Annotated in this window: 24 protein-coding genes and 1 pseudogene; 13 read left to right on the top strand and 12 right to left on the bottom strand. The window is 59.6% G+C overall.

Annotated features, from left to right (window positions below; translation table 11 throughout):
* Window positions 1–38: 38 nt before the first annotated feature.
* The gene (locus tag AC0L4F_RS21060) at window positions 39–467 is read right to left on the bottom strand and encodes a VOC family protein (RefSeq protein WP_244691336.1); all 429 of its coding nucleotides are present in this window, start codon (window positions 465–467) and stop codon (window positions 39–41) included.
* Window positions 468–525: 58 nt separating this feature from the next.
* Entirely contained in the window at window positions 526–2,067 is a 1,542-nt protein-coding gene (gene xseA, locus AC0L4F_RS21065; RefSeq protein ID WP_244691337.1) for an exodeoxyribonuclease VII large subunit, read from the bottom strand.
* A gap of 70 nt (window positions 2,068–2,137) precedes the next feature.
* Here xseA and purD point away from each other — a divergent pair, with 70 nt between their 5' ends.
* Window positions 2,138–3,400, top strand: coding sequence for a phosphoribosylamine--glycine ligase (purD, locus tag AC0L4F_RS21070; protein ID WP_244691338.1), 1,263 nt, complete (start codon window positions 2,138–2,140; stop codon window positions 3,398–3,400).
* A gap of 146 nt (window positions 3,401–3,546) precedes the next feature.
* On the opposite strand, the gene AC0L4F_RS21075 is transcribed toward purD, so the two are convergent.
* Together AC0L4F_RS21075 and AC0L4F_RS21080 are read right to left on the bottom strand one after the other, a co-directional pair.
* Window positions 3,547–3,957 (bottom strand): CopD family protein, encoded by a 411-nt coding sequence (locus tag AC0L4F_RS21075; RefSeq protein WP_244691339.1) that lies wholly within the window; start codon window positions 3,955–3,957, stop codon window positions 3,547–3,549.
* A gap of 22 nt (window positions 3,958–3,979) precedes the next feature.
* Complete coding sequence (locus AC0L4F_RS21080) at window positions 3,980–4,246, bottom strand: DUF2312 domain-containing protein (RefSeq protein WP_244691340.1); 267 nt, start codon at window positions 4,244–4,246, stop codon at window positions 3,980–3,982.
* 116 nt (window positions 4,247–4,362) lie between these two features.
* On the opposite strand from AC0L4F_RS21080, the gene AC0L4F_RS21085 reads away from it, so the two are divergent.
* Window positions 4,363–4,578, top strand: a complete 216-nt coding sequence (locus tag AC0L4F_RS21085) for a hypothetical protein (RefSeq protein ID WP_244691341.1) — start codon at window positions 4,363–4,365, stop codon at window positions 4,576–4,578.
* A gap of 94 nt (window positions 4,579–4,672) precedes the next feature.
* Here AC0L4F_RS21085 and AC0L4F_RS21090 read toward each other — a convergent pair whose 3' ends face one another.
* On the bottom strand, window positions 4,673–4,891 hold the full coding sequence (locus tag AC0L4F_RS21090) for a hypothetical protein (protein WP_244691342.1): 219 nt from the start codon (window positions 4,889–4,891) through the stop codon (window positions 4,673–4,675).
* Between the two features lie 305 nt (window positions 4,892–5,196).
* Between AC0L4F_RS21090 and AC0L4F_RS21095 the strand changes: the two genes are divergently transcribed.
* The 3 genes from AC0L4F_RS21095 to AC0L4F_RS21105 are packed head-to-tail and all read left to right on the top strand — an operon-like array spanning window position 5,197 to window position 6,494.
* Complete coding sequence (locus AC0L4F_RS21095) at window positions 5,197–5,622, top strand: YeeE/YedE family protein (RefSeq protein WP_244691343.1); 426 nt, start codon at window positions 5,197–5,199, stop codon at window positions 5,620–5,622.
* Window positions 5,622–6,053, top strand: coding sequence for a DUF6691 family protein (locus AC0L4F_RS21100; protein ID WP_244691344.1), 432 nt, complete (start codon window positions 5,622–5,624; stop codon window positions 6,051–6,053). Before AC0L4F_RS21095 ends, AC0L4F_RS21100 begins: the two co-directional genes overlap by 1 nt.
* Window positions 6,054–6,062: 9 nt before the next feature.
* The gene (locus AC0L4F_RS21105) at window positions 6,063–6,494 is read left to right on the top strand and encodes a protein tyrosine phosphatase family protein (RefSeq protein WP_244691345.1); all 432 of its coding nucleotides are present in this window, start codon (window positions 6,063–6,065) and stop codon (window positions 6,492–6,494) included.
* Between the two features lie 34 nt (window positions 6,495–6,528).
* On the opposite strand, the gene AC0L4F_RS21110 is transcribed toward AC0L4F_RS21105, so the two are convergent.
* From AC0L4F_RS21110 to AC0L4F_RS21140, 7 genes are all read right to left on the bottom strand, one after another.
* On the bottom strand, window positions 6,529–7,659 hold the full coding sequence (locus tag AC0L4F_RS21110) for a FliM/FliN family flagellar motor switch protein (RefSeq protein ID WP_244691346.1): 1,131 nt from the start codon (window positions 7,657–7,659) through the stop codon (window positions 6,529–6,531).
* 134 nt (window positions 7,660–7,793) lie between these two features.
* Window positions 7,794–10,526 (bottom strand): ATP-binding protein, encoded by a 2,733-nt coding sequence (locus AC0L4F_RS21115; RefSeq protein WP_244691347.1) that lies wholly within the window; start codon window positions 10,524–10,526, stop codon window positions 7,794–7,796.
* Window positions 10,523–10,870: a hypothetical protein gene (locus AC0L4F_RS21120; protein ID WP_244691348.1), complete on the bottom strand. Its 348-nt coding sequence runs from the start codon at window positions 10,868–10,870 to the stop codon at window positions 10,523–10,525. Before AC0L4F_RS21120 ends, AC0L4F_RS21115 begins: the two co-directional genes overlap by 4 nt.
* A gap of 18 nt (window positions 10,871–10,888) precedes the next feature.
* Window positions 10,889–11,257 carry a response regulator transcription factor gene (locus AC0L4F_RS21125; RefSeq protein WP_244691349.1) on the bottom strand — a complete coding sequence of 123 codons (369 nt, stop codon included), beginning with the start codon at window positions 11,255–11,257 and terminating at the stop codon, window positions 10,889–10,891.
* An 18-nt stretch (window positions 11,258–11,275) separates the two neighbouring features.
* The gene (locus AC0L4F_RS21130; protein ID WP_244691350.1) at window positions 11,276–11,443 is read right to left on the bottom strand and encodes a hypothetical protein; all 168 of its coding nucleotides are present in this window, start codon (window positions 11,441–11,443) and stop codon (window positions 11,276–11,278) included.
* A 304-nt stretch (window positions 11,444–11,747) separates the two neighbouring features.
* On the bottom strand, window positions 11,748–12,497 hold the full coding sequence (locus tag AC0L4F_RS21135) for a short-chain fatty acyl-CoA regulator family protein (protein ID WP_348524141.1): 750 nt from the start codon (window positions 12,495–12,497) through the stop codon (window positions 11,748–11,750).
* The gene (locus AC0L4F_RS21140; protein WP_348524142.1) at window positions 12,403–13,062 is read right to left on the bottom strand and encodes a helix-turn-helix domain-containing protein; all 660 of its coding nucleotides are present in this window, start codon (window positions 13,060–13,062) and stop codon (window positions 12,403–12,405) included. The genes AC0L4F_RS21135 and AC0L4F_RS21140 overlap by 95 nt, the downstream gene beginning before the upstream one ends.
* A 218-nt stretch (window positions 13,063–13,280) precedes the next feature.
* Here AC0L4F_RS21140 and AC0L4F_RS21145 point away from each other — a divergent pair.
* From AC0L4F_RS21145 to accC, 8 genes and pseudogenes are all read left to right on the top strand, one after another.
* A pseudogene (locus AC0L4F_RS21145) lies at window positions 13,281–14,626 on the top strand (substrate-binding protein).
* 141 nt (window positions 14,627–14,767) lie between these two features.
* Entirely contained in the window at window positions 14,768–15,799 is a 1,032-nt protein-coding gene (locus AC0L4F_RS21150) for a branched-chain amino acid ABC transporter permease (RefSeq protein WP_244691351.1), read from the top strand.
* Window positions 15,800–15,803: 4 nt separating this feature from the next.
* On the top strand, window positions 15,804–17,009 hold the full coding sequence (locus AC0L4F_RS21155) for a branched-chain amino acid ABC transporter permease (protein ID WP_244691352.1): 1,206 nt from the start codon (window positions 15,804–15,806) through the stop codon (window positions 17,007–17,009).
* An 11-nt stretch (window positions 17,010–17,020) separates the two neighbouring features.
* Window positions 17,021–17,776 carry an ABC transporter ATP-binding protein gene (locus tag AC0L4F_RS21160; protein ID WP_244691353.1) on the top strand — a complete coding sequence of 252 codons (756 nt, stop codon included), beginning with the start codon at window positions 17,021–17,023 and terminating at the stop codon, window positions 17,774–17,776.
* Between the two features lie 96 nt (window positions 17,777–17,872).
* Window positions 17,873–18,628, top strand: coding sequence for an ABC transporter ATP-binding protein (locus AC0L4F_RS21165; RefSeq protein WP_244691354.1), 756 nt, complete (start codon window positions 17,873–17,875; stop codon window positions 18,626–18,628).
* Window positions 18,629–18,870: 242 nt separating this feature from the next.
* Window positions 18,871–19,437 (top strand): hypothetical protein, encoded by a 567-nt coding sequence (locus AC0L4F_RS21170; protein WP_244691355.1) that lies wholly within the window; start codon window positions 18,871–18,873, stop codon window positions 19,435–19,437.
* Between the two features lie 329 nt (window positions 19,438–19,766).
* Complete coding sequence (accB, locus tag AC0L4F_RS21175) at window positions 19,767–20,255, top strand: acetyl-CoA carboxylase biotin carboxyl carrier protein (RefSeq protein ID WP_244691356.1); 489 nt, start codon at window positions 19,767–19,769, stop codon at window positions 20,253–20,255.
* An 11-nt stretch (window positions 20,256–20,266) separates the two neighbouring features.
* On the top strand, window positions 20,267–21,613 hold the full coding sequence (accC, locus tag AC0L4F_RS21180) for an acetyl-CoA carboxylase biotin carboxylase subunit (RefSeq protein WP_244691357.1): 1,347 nt from the start codon (window positions 20,267–20,269) through the stop codon (window positions 21,611–21,613).

Raw genomic sequence — 21,613 nt, forward strand, 5'->3', positions numbered from 1 at the left:
CCGGCCCACCGCAATGGCAGGCCGCTCCGGGTCGGGGGTCAGCCATGACCGTTCCAGCGAAACGACCCATCCGCAGCCAAGGGCGAAAACGGGTTATGCGCCACTTCCCAGATGTTGCCTTCTGGATCCGAGAAATACGCGTGATAGCCGCCCCAGAACACCTCTTGCGGCGCTTTCAGGATCGTGGCGCCGGCAGCTTCGGCCCGTTGCACCAGCGCATCCACGGCGGCACGATCCGCCAGATTATGCCCCAATGTCATCGCGCCATGCCCCAGGCTGGCTTCTGCGACGCCAATATCCTTGGCCAATTCCGCAAGCGGATACAGACCCAATGTCTGACCAATCAGATCAAACGCAATCACGCCCTCCTGTGTTTCAACCCGGCGCCAGCCAAGCTGTTCATAAAATGCCGCGACCGCCGCCATGTCGCGCACGCCCAATGTAATCAGCGAAATTCGTTGTTCCATCATGACCCTCATTGATTAACTGAACGTGAACATATAGCGAACATCATCGCAACACCAGTTACAACAGGCTGCCCTGTTCCGGGGGCGCTTTTGCCGGTTTGACCTTGGTTTTGGGCTGCGCGCCGATTTTCAAACGCCCATCTGCGAATTCTATTTCCAATCCGGTTGCGTTTTGTGCCGCAGATTTTGTTGTGACAACGCCCGCTTCGCCGCGGACAACCGCGTAGCCGCGCGCCAGGGTCGCTTTGTACCCCAATGTTTCACGCAGGCGTTCCGCCGCAGCCAGTTGATCCCGCCAGCCAGACACCTGCCGCTGGGCACTTCCTTCAAAACGTGAAGAAAGCGATACAAGCCGCTCTTTTTGCGATTTTAAATCCCGTTCGATTTGGCGCGTAGATACCCGAATTGCATTCAATTTTTCGCGTTTCCGGGTGACCGATGCCGCCAGAACCGGCGCCAGTCGGGCCGCCAGTTTTTCGGTGCGCTGTTTGTCATTGCGCAGCATCCGGCGGAGCGACGACAATTGCAAAGCACCCGATTGTTCCGACAGGATCACGCGGCGCCGTTCGACCCCACGCACCAGCGCCACTGGCAGACGCTCGCCCCAGGTGTCCAGCCGCTGGCGCGGCCCCTCGGTCAAAACATCCGGCCGTGGCAGGGCACGGGACAGATCCCTAAGCCGTTGCTTGCGCTGGGAAACCCCGCCCGTCAGCGCCTGGGTCAAACGGCCGCCCTGACCATCCAGCCAGGCAAGAAGTTCCAGCCGCACCGGCACCGCCATTTCCGCCGCCGCTGTGGGCGTGGGCGCCCGCCGATCCGACACAAAGTCGATCAGGGTCGTGTCGGTTTCATGCCCAACCGCCGAAATCAACGGAATTTCCGACGCCACAACAGCGCGGGCAACGATTTCCTCGTTGAAGCCCCAAAGATCCTCGATCGAACCGCCACCACGCGCCACAATCAACAAATCAGGTCGCGGCAAGGCACCCCCCGGCGTCAGAGCGTTAAAACCGGCAATGGCCTTGGCCACATCCGGGGCGCATCTTTCGCCCTGAACCGCCACCGGCCAGATCAGCACCTTGCGCGGGAACCTATCGCGCAATCGATGCAGGATATCCCTGATCACCGCACCACTTGGCGAGGTCACAACCCCAATTATTTCAGGAAGATACGGGATCTCCTTCTTGCGATCCGGCGCAAACAGCCCCTCGGCCTCCAGCGCCTTTTTGCGCTTGTCCAGCATGGCCATCAGGGCCCCGACGCCCGCCGGTTTGATATCCTCGATGACAATCTGATACTTCGATTGCCCGCCGAATGTGGTCACCCGACCAGTGGCCACAACCTCCATGCCTTCTTCCGGCATGGTCGCCAATCGCGCGGCGACACCTTTCCAGATCACACCAGAGATGACCGAACGATCATCCTTCAAATCCAGATAGATATGACCGGATCTTGGCCTGGAGACCCGCCCCACTTCGCCCTTGATGCGAATATGGGAAAACTCGCCCTCGATCACGCGTTTGATCGCGCCAGAGACCTCGGTCACCGAATATTCCGGCGCGTTCCTGCCCGCTTGGGACTTGTCGATCAGGTCTGACATCTCACCTCGCTTGTATCTGCTTGGGCCAGACCCTAAAACGCCGGGCAACAAAGTCCAAGCGGAGACCCCCATGAATATCCTCATCCTCGGCAGTGGCGGGCGCGAACATGCCCTCGCCTGGGCGGCCCTTCAGAACCCGAAATGTGACAAGCTGATTGTGGCACCCGGCAATGCCGGCATTGCGCAAATCGCCACCTGTGCATCGGTGGATATCGAAAACGCCGGGGCGGTTTTAGCGCTGGTCGAGGCCGAAACAATCGACTTTGTGATTGTCGGCCCGGAAGCGCCACTGGCGGCCGGGGTGGCGGACCGGCTGCGGGATGCAGGTTTGCTGGTGTTCGGCCCCTCGCAAGAAGCGGCGCGACTTGAAGCCTCGAAGAAATTCACCAAGGAAATCTGTGACGCGGCCAATGCGCCAACCGCAGCTTATGGCCATTTCACCGACCCGGATCGCGCCAAGGATTACATCCGCGCCCAGGGTGCCCCGATTGTGGTAAAGGCCGATGGCCTTGCGGCGGGCAAAGGCGTGATTGTGGCGATGGACGAAGCCACGGCGCTGGACGCGATCGACGATATGTTTGGCGGCGCATTCGGCGCGGCCGGGGCCGAAGTGGTGATCGAAGAATTCATGGACGGCGAAGAGGCCAGCTTTTTCGTGCTCTGTGATGGCAAGACCGCCCTGGCCATTGGCACCGCACAGGATCACAAGCGCGTCGGCGAAGGGGACACCGGCCCGAACACGGGCGGCATGGGCGCCTATTCCCCTGCCCCGGTCCTGACAGAAGCGCTTCAGAAACAGGCGCTTGATGAAATCATCAATCCGACATTGGCCGAAATGGCGCGGCGCGGGACGCCGTATCAGGGCGTGCTCTATGCCGGGCTGATGATCAAGGATGGGCAGGCGCGTCTGGTCGAGTACAACGTGCGGTTCGGCGATCCCGAATGTCAGGCCCTGATGCTGCGCCTGGGGGCACAGGCACTGGACCTGATGCATGCCGCAGCCGAGGAACGGTTGCACGAGGCACAGGTGACCTGGGGCGATGATCACGCGATCACCGTGGTTCTGGCCAGCAATGGCTATCCCGGCGCTTATGAAAAAGGCAGCGTTATCAAAGGGCTGGAAGCATTGCCCGAGGATAGCAGCAATATGGTGTTCCACGCGGGCACCACCGCGGTCGACGGCGCGATCACAGCAACCGGCGGCCGGGTTCTGAACGTGACTGCGCGCGGGGCCACGCTGGACGAGGCGCGCAAGCGGGCCTATGCGATGATCGACGGCATTGATTGGCCAGAAGGCTTCTATCGCAAGGACATCGGCTGGCGCGCGCTTTGACCTCAGGGGGCACCCTGGGGCTGCCGGTCACAAGGCCCCGGGTCAGGCCCGGGGCCGGTCCACAGCTGGATCACATGTGTCCGGCACTGCCCCGGACTTGATCCGGGGCCTCCCGGACCACATGAAACGGACCACGTGCAAGTGGCCTAGAATGGTTTGGTGACCACCACCCAAAGGATGGCGATCACGCCCAGAACACTGATTTCATTGAATATCCGCAAGAACCGGTCACTTTCGCGGAATTCACCGCGCCTTGCGCGGGCCACCATGCGACCGGTCATCACATAATGGGCGACCAGCAGGGACACCAGTCCCAGTTTTGCCCACACCCAAAGCGGAAAATCCCAGCTCACACCCAGCCACAGCCCGGTGATCAGGGCAACAACGCCAAGGCCCGCCGAAAACCGGTAGAGCCGAAATGTCAGATCACCGGTGGGCCCGGGCGCGCCAAGCTGCGCCCATTCCCGTTTCCAGAAAATCAATGCGCGCGGCACGGCAAAGATCGACGTCATCCACCCCATCACGCACAGCAGATGTATGATCTTGACCCAATCCATGCCGTCCAGCCCCCGTATCAGATCAGGTCATGCCCAACGCTTCTTTGTACATTTCCAACACCGCTTCTTCTTCGGCGATGTCGTCCTTGTCGCGTTTGCGCAGCGCGATCACCTTGCGGATCACCTTGGTGTCGTATCCACGCGCCTTGGCTTCGGCCATCACTTCTTTTTGCTGTTCGGCGATGTCTTTCTTTTCCTGATCCAGCCGCTCGAATCGCTCGATGAACTGGCGCAGTTCGCCTGCGGTCACTTTGTAGCTGTCGGGAATTTCGTTTTCGGTCACGTCCATGGATGCTCTCCTGCCTTTTGCAACGTAGCTAGCTTTGCCGCGCCCGTACCGCAAGACCCTTGCGATGACGGGCCGCTTCGATTACCGAACCGGCGAAGGCAGTAAGGGGTTTCATCATGGATTGGCTGGTCTGGGGCGGCGCGTTGGTGTCGGTTGTCGGTGTCGTCGGATTGATCTGGTGCATCACAACCGTGATGCGTGCCAAAAAATCGGCACTGTCGGAAGAGGCCATGCGCGCCGTGATGCACAAAGTCCTGCCGCGCAATCTGGCGGCCCTGTTCCTGTCGGTGATCGGGTTGATGATGGTGATTCTCGGAATTTCATTCGGGTGATGGGCGACGTGCCCGGCCCCGACCGGACACATCAATCAGATTTCAGGCCGACCTCTCTGGTCAAGCGCAGGAACCTGCGCCAAAGCGGCAGCGTCTAGACCGGCAGATTGTCGAACTGTGCCTCGACGGCATCGTCGATGCGGTCTTGTTCGGCACGCGCACAGCGGGGGTCGGACACGCGGACCCCCTCACTATCAGCTTTGCGTTGCAGTTCGAGCCGATGCTGGCGCAGCACCTGACGGTCCGCGACACCGCTGGCCGCGATCTGTGCGTCAATATCAGCAAAAAGGCGTTGGTATTGTGATCTATGCATCTTGGTCCTCCCCTGTCCAAGATCCTAACAGCATCTGAGATTCGGGGAACCCGGCAATACAAGCTCAGGTTGCGTTTTTTCGGATAATTGAAGCGCCGCACAAACCGCGCTGAAAAATTCGGCACTATGCCCTGCCCCGCCTCAATCAGCATCAAATTGCGAGTTTTCTGTCATCGACCTTCGGGGCGGCGCGGGCAGAATTTTGCCACTTGATACATATTCAGATATTGCTATATGAATATTGAAACGGCGGCGCCCTCATCAGGGGCCGGAATCGGGATCATAGTCATCGGGGATTACACCACATGCAGGCAGATTGGATTTGGGGGCTGATTGGCGGCTTGCTGATTGGCACAGGTGGTGCGGTCTACCTCTTGGGGAATGGCCGCATCATGGGGGCCAGCGGCATCATCGGCGGTCTTGTCGACGGCAGCGGCCGGGCAACGGCGCTGGAACGGTTGATTTTCCTCGCTGGTGTGGTGTTGGCCCCGATCGGCATTCTGGCGTTCACCGGCCCGGCGCAATCCCATTTGACTGGTAATCCGGTCATCCTGATTGCCGCCGGTCTACTTGTCGGTGTCGGCACCAGATTGGCCAATGGCTGCACCTCGGGCCATGGTGTCTGTGGTATTTCGCGCCTGTCGCTGCGCGGCATTGTCGCGACGGTGTTTTATATCGCGGCTGGCGGGCTCACCGTTGTTCTGTTCCGTCATATCCTGGGGATCATTTGATGCGCAATTTTCTGGCATTTATCGCGGGTGGGCTGTTTGGCGCCGGACTGTTGGTGTCGGGCATGACCGACACGGCCAAGGTCCAGGGCTGGTTGGATGTATTTGGCGATTGGGATCCGACCCTGGCCTTTGTGATGGGCGGCGCGATTGTCCCGATGGCGGTGGCCTGGCGGCTGACGTCTGGCCGTATCCCCTTGGTTGGAGGGGCATTTCCACCGCCACCGGACCAAAAACTGGGGCGCAATCTGGTGATTGGGTCGGTGTTGTTCGGGATGGGATGGGGGTTGGTCGGGCTCTGCCCCGGCCCGGTCGTCGCCTCGTTGGGATTTGGCAATTGGGGCCATTACCTGTTTCTTGCTGCGATGATTGTCGGCATGATCTTGGCCCCGGGACTGCGGTCACAACTGGACAGATCGGCCCGCGCAGCCTAAGGAGATATTATGGATATCAGGCATATTGACGAGACATATCATGTCTCCCCCCAGATCGCGCTCGAAGACCCTGCGGCCATTGCTGCCGCCGGGTTCAAAGGCATTATCTGCAACCGGCCCGACACCGAAGTGCCACCCGCGATTGGAGCAGAAAACATGCGCATCGCGGCCGAGGCCGAGGGGCTGGTGTTTCACGTTCTGCCGCTGACACATCAGACCATGACGCCCGACAATATCGCGCTGCAAATGCAATTGGTGGCCGAGATTGACGGCCCGGTTCTGGCCTATTGCGCCTCGGGCACGCGCTGCACGGTTATCTGGTCAATGGCCAAGGCGATGGACGGCGCGATGAGCCCGGATGACATCCTGGCCAAGGCGGCAGCGGCGGGCTATGCTCTGGACGGATTGCGCCCACAGCTGGAACTTCTGAGCCAGAGCTAGGCAACCACAATTGCCCAAATCCAATGCAGAGCCGCTAGCCAAGCGGTTCATTGGTCTTGGGCAAATCTCCGATTGGCAGCGCCCCTTCCCCCGCATCGAACGGTGGTAACGGACCGGGTCCGGCAACCGGATCGTCGAAATCCAACGGTGGAAGATCGGGCAAGGTTTCCGGCAGATTGCGATCTGGCTCGTTCCCGATCGGCTGATGAGAGGTCTGTGCAGGCGGGGCAATTTCCACTGGCGATGGCGCGGGGGCCGCTGTGGTCATCCCGGACGTAGTGGTCGTGCCTTCGACCTTGGCGCTTTTGCTCTGTTCAACCATCAACTGCGCAGCCGCCTCGGGGGCCGTGCCAGAGAACCGAACAGCCCAGTGATCCCCCAAACGCCCCAAGCGCGCTTTGCCAACCATTTTCCCGTCGACCGCCCGCAATTCCGCGCGGTCCATAAACATCTCATCAAGCGGCAACACATCCCCCGCCCGCAACGATCCGGCCCGCGACAAGGGAAGGCTCAGCCGCCCGGCGACCACCCGCATTTCCGCCGGGATCGCTAGAAAGGCCTCCTCTGGCGTGTCACGCGGCGTTTTGACCGGCGCCTCGGGCTTGGCCATGAACGGCAGCAGCAACAGCAAATCCCCACTCCGCCGCCCAAGCGCCACATCCAGCGTCACCCGAATCAACCGGAATTGTGGTGATTCCAGCGCCAGCACCAGCGCCCGGCCATCTTCGGCCATTGCACCAAACCGATAGCCAATCAGCCAGCTATTGTCCTTGCCCTCGATCGTGTCGCCGGCACCTTCCACGGCATCGCCATCCGCATCCTGACAAAGCGCCACATCGACCCGTTCCAGCGCCGCATCCAGCCAAGGCGCCACCATGGCGGCATCCGTCGGCGTCAACCGCCGGTCACTGACCGCAAGGTTAGACACCGTTCCCATGGTTTGCACCTCGATCAACGAGGTCACCAAAGCCCGGTCCATGCCCACCGCCCCACGCGCGCCATCCGGCCCGTCCAGAAGCGCCAGCAACATATCAGGCGGCAGCGTCTGACCCAGCCCCTCAAGCCCGGTATCGGAAATTTTCAGGTCACTGACCTGTAACGGCAGGTCAAGCAATTGTGCCGCCGCCCGCGCAAGCCCCAGCCGCAGCGCACGCGCTGGGGACATGATGCGCGTTTCCTGTTCCCTGCGTGCAGCAGAGGCCAGATCGCTCAGCAAATTTTTGCGCTGTGTGTCCGCCATAGATCCCGGTCAGCAATGGGCCGGTCTGGCCCGTTAAGCATACAGAACGATCTATGAGGTCAATTGGTTACCATAGGCTTACCGCTTGCCGTTTCTCCTGATCGGGTGGACGGCAATGTCACGCGAAAATGGGTTTTCCCCTCACCCGGAACATAATCAATTGCCCCTCCCAAACGATCCATAATCTGGCGGCAAATCGACAGCCCAAGCCCCGCACCGCCTGCCCGCTGCGGGCTGACACGGGAAAATTTTTCGAAAATCAGATCGCGGGCCTCCGGTGGAATGCCACTGCCATTGTCGACGAAATCCACCTGCACCTCGCCCCCCTCCTGGACAGAGGCATGAATGGTCAATTCCGGCGATGCCGCATCGCAATACTTGCGTGCATTGGCGATCAGATTGATGAACACCTGGCCCAGACGGTCGAAATCGGTTTCCAGCAGACATTCCTCGGCCTCTGTATCGCGGCGGATCACCAGGGTCGCATCCTCCTCGCCTGCCGCGGCGGCGGCCACGGCCTGATCCAGAGCGCTGCGCAGGGTGCCTTTGCGCAGGTTCAAATTCACCTGGCCGCTTTCCAGAACACTGAGATCCAGAAGGTCATCCAGCAAACGGGTCAAGCGCACCGATTTGTCATGAATGATCGAGGAATATTTGCGCTTTTCCTCGGTCGACACGTCGCGTGTATCCCGCAGAATTTCCGAAAAGGCCCGGATCGACGTCATCGGCGTGCGCAGCTCGTGGCTGATCTGGCTGAGAAATGCGTCCTTTTGCACCGACAACCGGGTCAATTTGTCATTGGCTTCGCGCAGTTTGGCCGCCGTCGCCGCCAATTCACGCGACTGTGCCTCCAGCTGGTCGGAATATTCGATCATCTGCGCGGTTTCATCCGCCACAGCCAGCAATTCCCGCACCGAGACCGAGGCCCCGCCGACAATCTGCGCCACCATCGCATGGGCGGTTGCCGCCCCGACCGAACCGGACAATTCACGCTCCAGCCGTTGCAGGAAATCCGGGTTCGGATCCGGCAGATCCCCCGGCCGGGCGGCCCGCCCGCTTTGGCGCGCGGCCTCTTGTTCGAAAAAGGACTGGGCTTCGTCGGCGCCCAGAATCCGCTGCGCCATGACCATCAGATCTTCGGCCTGGGCGGCACCGGCGGTCCAGCCCCGTGCATTTGTCGTATGTTGCAAGGCATTGACGAATTGCGCGCCTTGCAACCGCTCCAACGGCGCCGGGAAAGACGCGAGAGAGACCACAAGAAAGGTCACCGCATTCAGCGACAGCGACCAGAACACCGCATGCACCAACGGGTCCAGCCCCTCGATCCCAAACAACGCCTGTGGGCGCAACCCGCTAAGGCCGAAGGGCCCATTGTCCAGCAGGGACTGCGGCATCAACATCCCGGTCCCGAGGCTGGGCAGAAACAGGGTATAGCCCCACAGCGCAAAACCCACGGTCAACCCGGCCAGCGCCCCGATCCGGGTCGCGCCGCGCCAATACAAGCCGCCAATCATCACCGGCAGCACCTGGCTCAACCCGGCAAAGCTGACCAATCCAATGGCCGCCAGCGCCGCACCGCCGCCGGATACGCGGAAATAAAGGTATCCCAGGAACACAATGGCCGCGATAGAGATCCGCCGCGACAACAAGACCACATGCCGGACATCCCCCGACACGCTGGCACGCGTACCCGATTGGCGCAGCCACAACGGCATGACGATGTGGTTTGACACCATGGTGGACAAGGCCAGCGCCGCCACAATCACCATCGACGTGGCCGAAGAGAACCCGCCAAGAAAGGACAGGATCGCCAATGCGGTCTGCCCTTCGGCCAAAGGCAGGGTCAGGACAAAAAGATCCGGGTTGGCCTCTGGCGGCAATCGCTCCAATCCCATGACGGCAATCGGCACCACAAACAGGCTCATCAACAACAGATAGCCGGGAAAGGCCCAGCTGGCGGTGCGCAGATGGGCCTCATCGGCGTTTTCCACCACCATGACCTGAAACATACGCGGCAAACACAAAAGCGCCGCGCCGGACAAAAACGTCAATGCGGCCCAGCGGCCACCATCCATCTGCCAATGGCCGATCTTGGAGGCATCGATCCGCGCCAGCGTCTCGGCCACCCCGCCCGACAATCCCCAGACCACGAAAATGCCAACCGCCAGCAACGCCATCAGCTTGATCACCGCCTCGACCGCGATGGCCATGACCACGCCGTGGTGGCGTTCGTTGGCATCCAGATTGCGCGTGCCGAACAACACCGTGAACAAGGCCAACCCAAAGGCCACCCAAAGCGCGGTCGAGGTGCGCCCGCCATCCCCTGGCCCCGGCTGCCCGACCGCATCAGCAAAAGTGGCAAAGGACAGCGTCACCGATTGCAATTGCAATGCGATATACGGCGTGGTGCCCACCACGGCCAGAATGGTCACCCCCACCGCCAGAAGATTGGATTTCCCGAAGCGCGATGAAATCAGATCCGCGATAGAGGTCACCCGCTGGCTCCGCCCCACCCGCACCAATTTGCGCAGCACCCACCACCAGCCGATCATGACAATCGTCGGCCCAAGATAGATGGTGATATATTCCAGCCCCGATCGCGCCGCATAGCCCACTGCGCCGTAAAACGTCCAGGCCGTGCAATAAATCGACAGCGACAGCGTATAGACCACCGGCGAGCGCAACCACCGCCCCCGCCCCTTTCTGGCACTGCGCTCGGCGACAAAAGCCACAAGAAACAACAAGGCCACATAGATTGTGCAGACCATGATCAGCAGATTGACGGTGTTCATGGCTCTTGTTTCGACCCGGCTGGCGGGGCCCCGGGCCCATTTGGGTCACGCTCTGCATCATTGGCCGCCCGCGCCGCCCGCGAGGCCGGGTCATCTATATCGGCCTCATTGTCGTCCCGCAGATAGAGCGACAACACCATCGCCACCGCCACCAATGCCGCCCAAAGCAGAAACAGATAGAGAATCGCGCTGGACATGCTGACGCCCCCGGCGCCCTCTGCCCACAACAGCGGCACCATCACCAGCATGATGCCCAGCACCGGCAGAAACCGCGCCCCATCCTCAAGCCGCCGCCGCCGATAAGTCTGGCGTTCAAGAAATAGATGTTTCGGCCGATCGGTCATGCGGCTGTCATCGGTCGGTCATGGGCGGGCCAATTCGCGAACCGCCTCCAGGATGTCATTGTTCGAAAACGGCTTTGTCATGAATCGGTTGGCGCAGGCGGCTTTCGCCATATCGCGGTCTTTCGCCTGTCCACGTGCGGTCAGGATCAGCACCGGCAGCGCGGACCATTTATCGCAGGCACGCAGATCGCGCAGGATTTCATAGCCCGACCGCCCCGGCAGCATCACATCAAGAATCACCAGATCCGGCGCACGACGATCCACCACCTCCAATGCATCATGGCCATTGGAATGGGTAAACACCTCCCACCCGTCACGCGACAGAAAGAAGCTGATGGCTTCGATGATATTTGGCTCATCCTCGATCACGAGAACACGTTTGCCCATCGCATCCCCCTCCCAAAGTCAGCGCAAAGCAATAATATTACGCCGACTTTTATCGGCGGTTTTCACGGGGAAGTCAAAATGCTTTGTGCGTTTATGAATTTCGACGCGCGACAAAGGCCCCGCAAACCTCAATGCCGCAACACTTTTCGCGTTCCGCATCAAATCCGGGCTCTTCAGATCTTTCATCTGACCAAAAATATCCCGGGGGGGTTCCGGGGGCTGGCCCCCCATCTATCCTGTGGTTTGGGGGGCTGGCCCCCCATCTGTCTTGCGGTTTGGGGGGCTGCCCCCCCATCTATCCTGTGGTTTGGGGGGCTCCCCCCCCCATCTATCCTGCGGTTTGGGGGGCTACCCCATCTTCCCTGCGGTTTGGGCCCCCCCCATCTATCCTGCGGTTTGGGGGGCTACCCCATCTTCCCTGCGGTTTGGGACCCCCCCCAACCTGTCGACACGCAACAGCGTGGCGAAATCAAATCGGCGGGACCGGTAGTCACAAACCGGCGGTCAGGACCGAAGGCTCGCGGCGGGCGCTGCATGTCTCCCGCGTACAGATCCGACAGGACACCCCGACCGGAACCGGCGCATGTCCTGTGCCGTCGCCCGCATCGCTCGCCGGGAACAACCGCACCAACATCGCGGCTTCGATCCGGGCCACATCGCCAAATCGCATGCCCCCGGTCAGTTCGGCAATCGAAAAGGTCTCGAAACGCCGGGCTTCACGCGCCGATTGTTCCACCAGCCGATAGACAGGTTGGGCCGGACGGGTCAGCGCGGTAAACAATGGCCAGAGCGCACAGGACGCCCCGAACCGCGGCAGCGGGAATTCATCCAGCGGCTTGCGAAACAGCAATGTCCCGGAGGCATCACAGATCACCAATCCAAGCGGCCCCACCCCGGCGCTGTCCGGCAGAATGGCCAATCGGTGCAAGGCGCTGCCCAATGGCGCATCAAAATCGCGCGCCAACCCGGCCGGATCAAACCCGTTTGCCGCGACATAGGCCAGCAGCGGGTCCAGCGGAATGCGCCCGGCGTCGCGGGCATAACGTTCCAGATAGCGCAACATCGCATCGCGCGAGGCCGCCATGGTCAACCCCTCTGCCCCGGCCACGATCTCGGCCACCGTCTGGGTGCCGGATTCCAGAGTTTCAAACTGATAGGCATGCCCTTCGAGAAAGGCTTCGACCTCTTCCTGGGGGGACGTCAGATTGGCCTGGGCATCCGCCGAATCCAGATAGCGCACCAATGCGGTCGAGGTATCCGCCAGCCGCCGGGCATCTTCGTTGATATTGCGGTGAAAGCGGTCCTGCCACTCTGGTTCGATTTCGCCGCTGTCGGCCAGAATGCCTGGCGGTCGACCGGATCGAGGTCACAGTGGACAACATATCATGCAATGACGCGGCCAGATGCGGGTCGTGGGTCAGCCGGTCGGTCAGGGTTTCAACCGTGCGTTCCAACGCATCCACCCGGCGACGGTTGGCCGCCAAAAGCGCCGCCCAGCCCGGAAAGCGGCCGGCAAATTCGTCAATGCGATCCAACTCTGCCCGAAGGTCGGGCTGCGCCGCCGCCGCTTCGCGCAGGGTGGAAATCAGCGCCGCCTCCGCCCCCTCGATCAGCGCCGAGGGCTCGACCTCCAGAATCCTGGCCAAAGACAGCAACAGCTTGCCGCCGATCCGGCGACGATTGTGTTCGATCAAATTTAAATAACTGGCCGAAATTCCGGCGCGCGCCGCCAGTTCAGCCTGTTTCATGCCGGTGGCGGTGCGCCGCTCTCGGATCCGGCTGCCTGTCAAAGTGTCGCGGGCCATTGGAATTTCTCCGGCAATTTCAAAGACGCTCTGCATCGCAGAATAATTTCTTTACACATTCCCCCGCGTCATTGTCCATAAATTTACAAGAAAATCATTAGGCCAAAAGCCTTTGTTGCGAAGTTTTCGGTAACCACGCGATAATGTTTTTGCACGAAAAGTGCGCGTGTCCCGGGTGGAGGAGCCCGCGAGACACATTCATGAAACGGGAGGATACCATGTCCAAATCGAATTTCACGCGTCGTGGCGTGCTGAAGACCGGTGCGATGAGCGCCGGGGGTCTTGCGCTGCCCACCATCCTGACCGCCGCCAGCCATGCAGGCTATACCAATGCGCCGACCGGCTCGACTGTGACGCTTGGTTTCAACGTGCCCCAAACCGGCCCCTACGCCGATGAAGGCGCGGACGAGCTGCGTGCATATGAACTTGCGGTGGAACATCTGAACGGCGGTGGCGACGGCGGCATGTTGTCGACATTCTCGTCCAAAGAGCTGGACGGTTCCGGCATCCTCGGCAAGAAGGTCGAATTTGTCACTGGCGACACCCAGACCAAATCCGACGCCGCCCGCGCATCGGCAAAGTCGATGATCGAAAAAGACGGCGCTGTCATGATCACCGGTGGCTCGTCCTCGGGTGTGGCTGTGGCGGTTCAGGGTCTGTGCCAAGAGGCCGGCGTCATCTTCATGGCTGGTTTGACCCACTCGAACGACACAACCGGCAAGGACAAGAAGGCCAACGGTTTCCGCCACTTCTTCAACGCCTATATGTCGGCGGCGGCCCTCGCGCCGGTGCTGCAGAAACTCTACGGCTCGGACCGCAAAGCCTATCACCTGACAGCTGACTATACATGGGGCTGGACGCAGGAAGAATCGATTGCGGCCGCCACCGAAGCGATGGGTTGGGAGACCGTCGAAAAGGTCAAAACCCCGCTCGCGGCGACCGATTTCTCGTCCTATATCGCACCGGTTCTGAACTCGGGCGCGGATGTTCTGGTCCTGAACCACTACGGCGGCAACATGGTCAACTCGCTGACCAACGCGGTGCAATTCGGTCTGCGAGAAAAGCAGGTGAACGGCAAGAACTTCGAAATCGTTGTGCCGCTCTATTCGCGTCTGATGGCCAAAGGTGCCGGTGAAAACGTGAAGGGCATTCACGGCTCCACCAACTGGCATTGGTCGCTTCAGGACGAAGGGTCCAAGGCGTTTGTCAAATCCTTCGGCACCAAATACGGCTTCCCGCCGTCCCAGGCCGCACACACATGTTATGTGCAGACCCTGCTTTATGCGGATGCGGCGACACGGCAGGCACGTTCAACCCCTGTGGCATTGCGGAAGCATTGGAAGGGTTTGAATTCGACGGTCTCGGCAACGGCCCGACATTGTATCGCGCCGACGATCACCAGTGCTTCAAAGATGTTCTGGTGGTGCGCGGGAAAGAAAACCCAACATCCGAGTTCGACCTTCTTGAAGTGGTCGAAGTCACACCTGCGGCACAGGTCACCTATGCCCCCGATCACCCGATGTTTGCCGGTGGTCAACTGGGATCATGTAACCCCGGCGCATAACCGGGCGGCATGATACGGGCGCCTATTCAGGCGCACAGATCCAAAATCAACTTGGGTGGGCAATTTTGTCCACCCAAACCCTATCGCCTGGGCCTCTCTGTCCACGGCGCAAAATAGTCATTTTCCGCAAGGGGTGGGACAATGGACGCAATCATTCTGCAAATTCTGAACGGCCTGGACAAGGGCTCTGCCTATGCGCTGATCGCGCTGGGGCTGACATTGATCTTTGGCACGTTGGGCGTGGTCAACTTTGCCCACGGCGCGCTGTTCATGATCGGGGCCTTCTGTGCCGTCACGGTCCAGCGCATCCTGACCCTGAGCTATGAGGTCGTCGACGAGACACAGACCGATTTCCTTGGCAATCCGCTAAAGGTCAAAGTGCCCTATGTCGAAAGTTGGTTTGGCCCGGAAACCGGTGCCGCGATCATCGACTGGGCGGTCCCATTGGCGATCCTGTTTGCCATCCCGATCATGATCGCCATCGGTTTCATCATGGAACGCGGGTTGATCAAGCATTTCTACAAACGTCCCCATGCGGACCAGATCCTTGTGACCTTTGGTCTGGCGATCGTGCTGCAGGAAGTCATCAAATACTTCTATGGTGCCAACCCGATCCCGACTGGCGCACCGGATGTGTTCCGCGGATCGTTCGATTTCGGCGTGCTGCTGGGGTTTGATCCGAATGCGATCATCTATCCCTACTGGCGGCTGGTCTACTTCTCTTTTGCGGCTCTGATCATTGGTGGCGTGTTTGCCTTCCTGCAATTCACCACCTTTGGCATGGTTGTGCGTGCCGGCATGGCGGACCGGGAAACCGTCGGCCTGCTGGGGATCAACATCGACCGTCGGTTTACCATCATGTTCGGCCTTGCGGCCGCGGTGGCGGGGCTGGCGGGCGTGATGTATGCGCCGATCAACTCGCCCAATTATCACATGGGTATGGATTTCCTTGTGCTCAGCTTCGTGGTCGTCGTCGTCGGCGGCATGGGCAGCCTTCCGGGTGCTGTACTGGCGGGGTTCCTGCTGGGCATCCTCGAAAGCTTTGCCTCGATGAACGAAGTGAAATCCATCCTGCCCGGCATTGACCAAATCATCATCTACCTGGTTGCCATTATCATTCTGCTTACCCGTCCTCGGGGCCTTATGGGCCGCAAGGGCGTGATGGAGGACTAACGCCATGTTCGGACTGGACAAAAAAGACTTTAACCTGTTCCTGGTAGTGGCGGCCATGGCCCTCTTGGCGCCCTTTATCCTGAACCCGTTTCCCACCGACAGCGCACTTGCGCAGTTTAACGCCGGTTATCCGGATCTGATGCAGCGTTTTGTGATCTTTGGCATCTTTGCCATCGGGTTCAACATCCTCTTTGGCCTGACCGGATATCTGTCATTTGGTCACGCCGCATTCCTGGGGGTGGGCAGCTATTCCGCCGTCTGGGTGTTCAAGCTGCTGGGCATGAATGTTCTGCCCGCCATCGCATTGTCTGTTGTGGTCGCCGGGTTGTTCGCGCTGTTGATCGGCTTTGTCAGCCTGCGGCGCTCTGGTATCTACTTCTCGATCCTGACGCTGGCCTTTGCGCAGATGTCGTTCAACCTGGCCTATTCGGTGCTGACGCCGATCACCAATGGCGAAACCGGTCTGCAACTGACCTTGAACGATCCGCGCATTCTTGGATCTTCGGCCACGGCGGATGGCTCTATCCCGGTCACCAACCTTCTGCCGGGTCTGGAAATCCGATCCGCCTATGATCTGGTGATCGGACCGTGGAGCTTTACCTTCAACGTCGGATACTACCTCTGTGCCCTGTTCCTGCTGCTCGCGTTTTATCTGTCCGTGCGCATCTTCCGCTCGCCCTTTGGCATGATGCTGCGGGCGGTGAAATCGAACCAGCAGCGGATGCATTACACCGGCCTCAACACCCGCCCCTACACCCTTGCGGCTTTTGTGATCTCGGGCATGTATGCCGGTCTGGCAGGCGGTCTGATGGCCTCGATGGACCCTCTCGCCGGTGCGGAGCGGATGCAATGGACCGCCTCGGGCGAGGTTGTGCTGATGACCATCCTCGGCGGCGCAGGCACGCTGATCGGCCCGGTTCTGGGCGCAGGTTTCATCAAGTATTTCGAAAACATCTTCTCGAAGATCAACGACAACGTTCTGCACGGCTGGTTTGCCTTCATGCCGGATGGGCTTGAGGATTTCATCGTCACCATCATCCACCCCTTCATCGGCAAGGGCTGGCACCTGACGCTGGGTATCCTGTTCATGCTGGTTGTCATCTTCTTGCCCGGCGGGCTGGTCGAGGGCGGACAACGGATTGCAAAAATGTTCCGTAAGAAATCCGAAGGCACCGACACACATGTCGACGCCAAACACCCTGCTGAATAAGGAGCGACGAGATGGGAATTCTTGAAGTCAAAGACGTCAACAAGCGCTTCGGTGGGCTACAGGCGCTGGGTAATGTGAACCTGAGTGTGGAGGAAAACACCTGCCACGCCATCATCGGCCCAAACGGTGCCGGGAAATCCACCCTGCTGAATTGTTTGATCGGCAAGCTGATCCCCGACACCGGTTCGGTGATGTTTGACGGGCAATCGGTGCTGGGCCGCACGCCTTATCAGATCTGCCAGATGGGGATTTCACGCGTGTTCCAAACGCCAGAGATCTTTGGCGATCTGTCCGTTCTGGAAAACATGATGATCCCGATTTTTGCCAAACGGGATGGGGCGTTCGAACTGAACGCGTTGTCCAATGTGTTTGGCCAGCGCGACATCCTGGAACAGGCAGAAAAGATGCTGGAAGAAATGAATATGGCGGACAAACGCCATATGCATGCGGCGTCGATGTCGCGCGGCGACAAACGGCGGCTGGAAATCGGCATGTGCCTGTCGCAGCAACCCCGCCTGCTGTTGCTGGATGAACCAACCGCCGGCATGGCACGCGCCGACACCAACAACACAATTGATCTGCTGAAACAGATCAAGGATGAGCGCGACATCACCATCGCGATCATCGAGCATGACATGCATGTGGTGTTCAGCCTGTCTGACCGGATCACCGTTCTGGCCCAGGGCACGCCGTTGGTCGAAGACACCCCCGACAAGATCAAAGGCCACCCCAAGGTGCGCGAAGCCTATCTGGGCGAAACCGCCTGATCGTTGAACCAAACCTGCCCCGGACGTGATCCGGGGCCTCCCCCTATGAGGTCCCGGTTCAAGCCTGGGACAGGGGCAGCACATTGGGAGAGCACTATGAACGTCAAACCCGAATTTTCCAAGAACGCCAACGTCGCCGAAACCGCACCGGCCTTTTTGTCGGTCTGGGATGTCCATGCCTCTTACGGCGAAAGCTATATCGTCCAGGGCATCAGCTTCAACGTGCATGAAGGCGAGATCCTGGCACTTCTGGGCCGCAATGGCGCGGGCAAGACATCGACCCTGCGCGCGATCGCGCGGATCGGCTCCCCCTTGGTCAGCCATGGGGAAATCTGGCTTGATCACAAGCCGTTGCACCTGATGTCCAGTCACGAGGCCGCCGCAAATGGTCTGGGTCTGGTACCGGAAGATCGCCGCATCATTCCCGGCCTTACGGTCGAGGAGAATCTGCAATTGGCCCAGATCGCGCCGCCCATCGGCTGGTCGATCGACCGGCTCTATGATCTTTTTCCCCGCCTTGGCGAGCGCCGCAAGCAAGAGGGCGTGACCCTCTCGGGCGGCGAACAGCAAATGTTGGCAATTGCCCGCGCTTTGGCCCGCGATCTTAAGGTTTTGTTGCTGGATGAACCTTATGAAGGTCTGGCACCGGTGATCGTGGATGAGATTGAAAGAACTTTGAAGCTCATCAAACAACAGGGCATGACCACAATTCTGGTGGAACAAAATGCCGTGCGCGCGCTGCAACTGGCGGATCGGGCCGTGATTCTGGACACCGGTGGCATTGTGTTCGACGGAACCGCTGCCGAGGTTCTGGAAGACGAAGCATTGCGGGCCGAATATCTGGCGATCTGACGCCATTCCTGGCGAACCGACCCTTGTGGCACAAGCCATTATTGCCAGGCTTACCCGCACCTCAAAAAGGTGCGGGTATTGCATTTTTTGCCGGCCACCTGCTGGCCACCTGTCGGTCATCTACGGGTCATCGAAAATTGTCGGAATATCACCGGCCGCGCGTATGGATACCTTAAGACCGCGTTAACCTGTGTGCTGCATCCTTTTGGGGATGTAATTCTAGGTAAGCTTTGGAGCAAAGGATGTTCTTGTCTGCCATACCCGCGCCCTTGGCGCCGCAAACCACGGGCCATCCGGCGGCCCTGCCCCAGGACATGCGCAAAACGGACCCCGACACACGGGTCAGCGCGGTCAATTCCGGTGCATCCACTGATCTGGTGCGGGATGACCATCCGCGATCATCCCAGCAGGCCAAATTGGCTGGACATCTGGATCAAAAGGAAACCGCCCCGCCCACCATCCTGCAATTGAAAATCAATCGGATGTTGGCAGAGCAACAAGAAAAGCAATCAGAACAAGCCCAGACCGATCCCGACATTGGACAGGCCGAAAAAGCCGACACCATGTCGCAAACCCCACAAGCGGCCCGGAACCATGACGACGCCAGAATTGCCGAAAACATGTTTCAGGAACCGCCATCACTTGGGAAACCGGCTGAATTGACGGCGACGGCAAACAGCGCGGAAAAAACCTCCGCTACGGGACACGCCCCCGCAGCGAAAGAGCCGCAACCACGGCTCAACGGGGCCTATATGCCACCGGCCACCGACGAAGGGCACCGTGGCATGCAGGTTTCCTTTTCCGCCTAGGGCCTCTTTTCGAGACGTCTGAAATCAACCACGGCTATTCGCCAGTGGATTTTGTGTTTTCAAAACATGCAGAGGGCATAAAACTTTCCCTGCAACCCGCTGGTCACCCGCGCCATGCCGCCCCCTCCGCCCGCAAAGTTTACCATTAAGGCACTGAATTGGCGCGCAGTTCCCGTGCCTTCCACGCCGAATGTCGCGCATTTGACCATTTCCTTGTTTCTCGCACAGCTTTTGCATGCTTTTCACTGCCGCCATGCTGGCATATAAGCAGCCGCGGGCGCTGTGGCGTAATACGTCCTGCGAGGCAACAATTTATAGGTGAAACAGGAATGACCAAGACCAAGCATGACGCCGATGTGGCCTTTATCGAGGCGCTTGCGAAACTTCTTCGCGACAATGATCTGACCGAACTACAGGTCAAACGCGATTATGCCCAGGACGACAGCCTCAATGTCCGTGTCAGCCGCATGACCGCGCCCGCCGCCCCGGCCCAGCAAACCTTTGCCGCGCCCATGGCCGCCGCGCCGTCACCGGCAACTGTGACACCGGCCGCCGCACAAACCGATTCCGATCCTGCCAATCATCCGGGTGCGGTATCGTCGCCCATGGTCGGCACGATCTATCTTCAGGCAGAACCCGGCGCCGCCCCCTTTGTCAGTGTTGGCGACACCGTCGCCGAAGGCGACACGCTTCTGATTGTCGAAGCCATGAAAACCCTGAACCACATTCCTGCCCCGCGCGCGGGCAAAGTGACCCGCATTTTGGTGGCCGACACCGACCCGGTCGAATTCGGCACGCCGCTTGTGATCCTCGAATAGGGGCACAGCACATGTTCGACAAAATCCTGATTGCCAACCGGGGCGAAATTGCCCTGCGTGTCATCCGCGCCTGCCGTGAAATGGGCATCGCCAGCGTCGCCGTACATTCGACCGCTGATGCGGACGCAATGCATGTGCGCATGGCCGACGAATCAATCTGCATTGGCCCTGCACCTTCTCCGCAAAGCTATTTGTCGATCCCATCGATCATTGCAGCCTGCGAAGTGACCGGGGCCCAGGCAATCCACCCCGGCTATGGTTTTCTTTCCGAAAACGCCAATTTTGTTCAGGTGATCGAAGATCATGACCTGACCTTTATTGGCCCCACCGCCGAACATATTCGCGTCATGGGTGACAAAATCACCGCCAAGGACACGATGAAGGCGCTTGGCGTGCCCTGTGTGCCCGGCTCTGACGGGGGTGTCGCAACCCTGGAAGAGGCGCGCAAGCTCGGCCAGGAAATGGGATACCCCGTCATCATCAAGGCCACCGCTGGCGGCGGCGGCAAGGGTATGAAGGTCGCCACCTCCGACAAGGATATGGAAAAGGCCTTCATGACGGCCCGGGCCGAAGGCAAATCGAACTTCGGCAATGACGAAGTTTATATCGAAAAATACCTGCAAAAGCCGCGCCATATCGAGGTGCAGATTTTTGGCGATGGCAAAGGCCGTGCGGTGCATCTGGCGGAACGTGATTGCTCGCTCCAACGGCGGCATCAAAAGGTCTTTGAAGAGGCCCCCGGCCCCACAATCACCGCGGAAGAACGTGCACGCATTGGCAAGATCTGCGCCGATGCGATGGCCAACATCAACTATATCGGCGCTGGCACCATCGAATTCCTCTATGAAGACGGTGAATTCTATTTCATTGAAATGAACACCCGGCTTCAGGTCGAACATCCGGTGACCGAGGGCATCTTCGGCATTGATCTGGTGCGCGAACAAATTCGGGTGGCGGCCGGTCTGCCGATGTCCTTCGAACAGGATGACCTTCAGATCAACGGCCACGCGATCGAAGTGCGAATCAACGCCGAAAAAGTGCCGAACTTTTCACCCTGCCCCGGTAAGATCACCCAATACCATGCCCCTGGCGGCCTGGGGGTACGGATGGATTCCGCTCTCTACGACGGCTATTCCATCCCGCCCTATTACGACAGCCTGATCGGGAAATTGATTGTACACGGGCGTGATCGCGACGAGGCGCTTGCCCGTCTCAACCGCGCGCTTGGTGAATTGATTGTTGATGGGATCGACACCACGATTCCCTTGTTCCACGATCTTTTGGCCGAACCAGACATTCAATCGGGCAGCTATAATATCCATTGGCTGGAAAAATGGCTGGCGCGCAAATTCGGCTGA

This window comes from Marinovum sp. J2-8 (genome assembly GCF_055808435.1).

Coding starts and splice junctions, on each gene's coding strand:
- AC0L4F_RS21060 (WP_244691336.1), bottom strand. CDS start 467: ATGGAACAACGAATTTCGCTGATTACATTGGGCGTGCGCGACATGGCG.
- xseA (WP_244691337.1), bottom strand. CDS start 2,067: ATGTCAGACCTGATCGACAAGTCCCAAGCGGGCAGGAACGCGCCGGAA.
- purD (WP_244691338.1), top strand. CDS start 2,138: ATGAATATCCTCATCCTCGGCAGTGGCGGGCGCGAACATGCCCTCGCC.
- AC0L4F_RS21075 (WP_244691339.1), bottom strand. CDS start 3,957: ATGGATTGGGTCAAGATCATACATCTGCTGTGCGTGATGGGGTGGATG.
- AC0L4F_RS21080 (WP_244691340.1), bottom strand. CDS start 4,246: ATGGACGTGACCGAAAACGAAATTCCCGACAGCTACAAAGTGACCGCA.
- AC0L4F_RS21085 (WP_244691341.1), top strand. CDS start 4,363: ATGGATTGGCTGGTCTGGGGCGGCGCGTTGGTGTCGGTTGTCGGTGTC.
- AC0L4F_RS21090 (WP_244691342.1), bottom strand. CDS start 4,891: ATGCATAGATCACAATACCAACGCCTTTTTGCTGATATTGACGCACAG.
- AC0L4F_RS21095 (WP_244691343.1), top strand. CDS start 5,197: ATGCAGGCAGATTGGATTTGGGGGCTGATTGGCGGCTTGCTGATTGGC.
- AC0L4F_RS21100 (WP_244691344.1), top strand. CDS start 5,622: ATGCGCAATTTTCTGGCATTTATCGCGGGTGGGCTGTTTGGCGCCGGA.
- AC0L4F_RS21105 (WP_244691345.1), top strand. CDS start 6,063: ATGGATATCAGGCATATTGACGAGACATATCATGTCTCCCCCCAGATC.
- AC0L4F_RS21110 (WP_244691346.1), bottom strand. CDS start 7,659: ATGTCCCCAGCGCGTGCGCTGCGGCTGGGGCTTGCGCGGGCGGCGGCA.
- AC0L4F_RS21115 (WP_244691347.1), bottom strand. CDS start 10,526: ATGAACACCGTCAATCTGCTGATCATGGTCTGCACAATCTATGTGGCC.
- AC0L4F_RS21120 (WP_244691348.1), bottom strand. CDS start 10,870: ATGACCGATCGGCCGAAACATCTATTTCTTGAACGCCAGACTTATCGG.
- AC0L4F_RS21125 (WP_244691349.1), bottom strand. CDS start 11,257: ATGGGCAAACGTGTTCTCGTGATCGAGGATGAGCCAAATATCATCGAA.
- AC0L4F_RS21130 (WP_244691350.1), bottom strand. CDS start 11,443: ATGAAAGATCTGAAGAGCCCGGATTTGATGCGGAACGCGAAAAGTGTT.
- AC0L4F_RS21140 (WP_348524142.1), bottom strand. CDS start 13,062: ATGGCCCGCGACACTTTGACAGGCAGCCGGATCCGAGAGCGGCGCACC.
- AC0L4F_RS21150 (WP_244691351.1), top strand. CDS start 14,768: ATGGACGCAATCATTCTGCAAATTCTGAACGGCCTGGACAAGGGCTCT.
- AC0L4F_RS21155 (WP_244691352.1), top strand. CDS start 15,804: ATGTTCGGACTGGACAAAAAAGACTTTAACCTGTTCCTGGTAGTGGCG.
- AC0L4F_RS21160 (WP_244691353.1), top strand. CDS start 17,021: ATGGGAATTCTTGAAGTCAAAGACGTCAACAAGCGCTTCGGTGGGCTA.
- AC0L4F_RS21165 (WP_244691354.1), top strand. CDS start 17,873: ATGAACGTCAAACCCGAATTTTCCAAGAACGCCAACGTCGCCGAAACC.
- AC0L4F_RS21170 (WP_244691355.1), top strand. CDS start 18,871: ATGTTCTTGTCTGCCATACCCGCGCCCTTGGCGCCGCAAACCACGGGC.
- accB (WP_244691356.1), top strand. CDS start 19,767: ATGACCAAGACCAAGCATGACGCCGATGTGGCCTTTATCGAGGCGCTT.
- accC (WP_244691357.1), top strand. CDS start 20,267: ATGTTCGACAAAATCCTGATTGCCAACCGGGGCGAAATTGCCCTGCGT.